Here is a 239-nt window from a genome sequence, read left to right on the forward strand (position 1 = left end):
CGACTTACGTCAAACATTTCTGCAAGTTCACGCTCAGGAGGTAAGCGACTCCCAGCAGTAAACTCACCTTGATTTATTAAGGACTCTATTTTATCAACAATGCGCCAAAATAAGCGACGATTACCCATATTGTACCTTCCTACCCTAAGGAATATTGACCATTTAGGTCTAAAAATTTATATCATTTATTAACCGACAAGGTTACCCCAAACCCCACTAATATGTCAAAATTCTAGTGT

1 protein-coding gene is annotated in these 239 nt (G+C 38.1%); it reads right to left on the reverse strand.

Annotated elements, in window-relative coordinates; all coding sequences use genetic code 11:
• A partial coding sequence (locus R2R70_RS22920) for a GntR family transcriptional regulator (RefSeq protein ID WP_410979334.1) occupies positions 1-128 on the reverse strand: 128 nt, incomplete at its 3' end.
• Positions 129-239 lie beyond the last annotated feature (111 nt).

This window comes from Cobetia sp. SIMBA_158 (assembly GCF_046566945.1).
GTDB lineage: Bacteria > Pseudomonadota > Gammaproteobacteria > Pseudomonadales > Halomonadaceae > Cobetia > Cobetia amphilecti.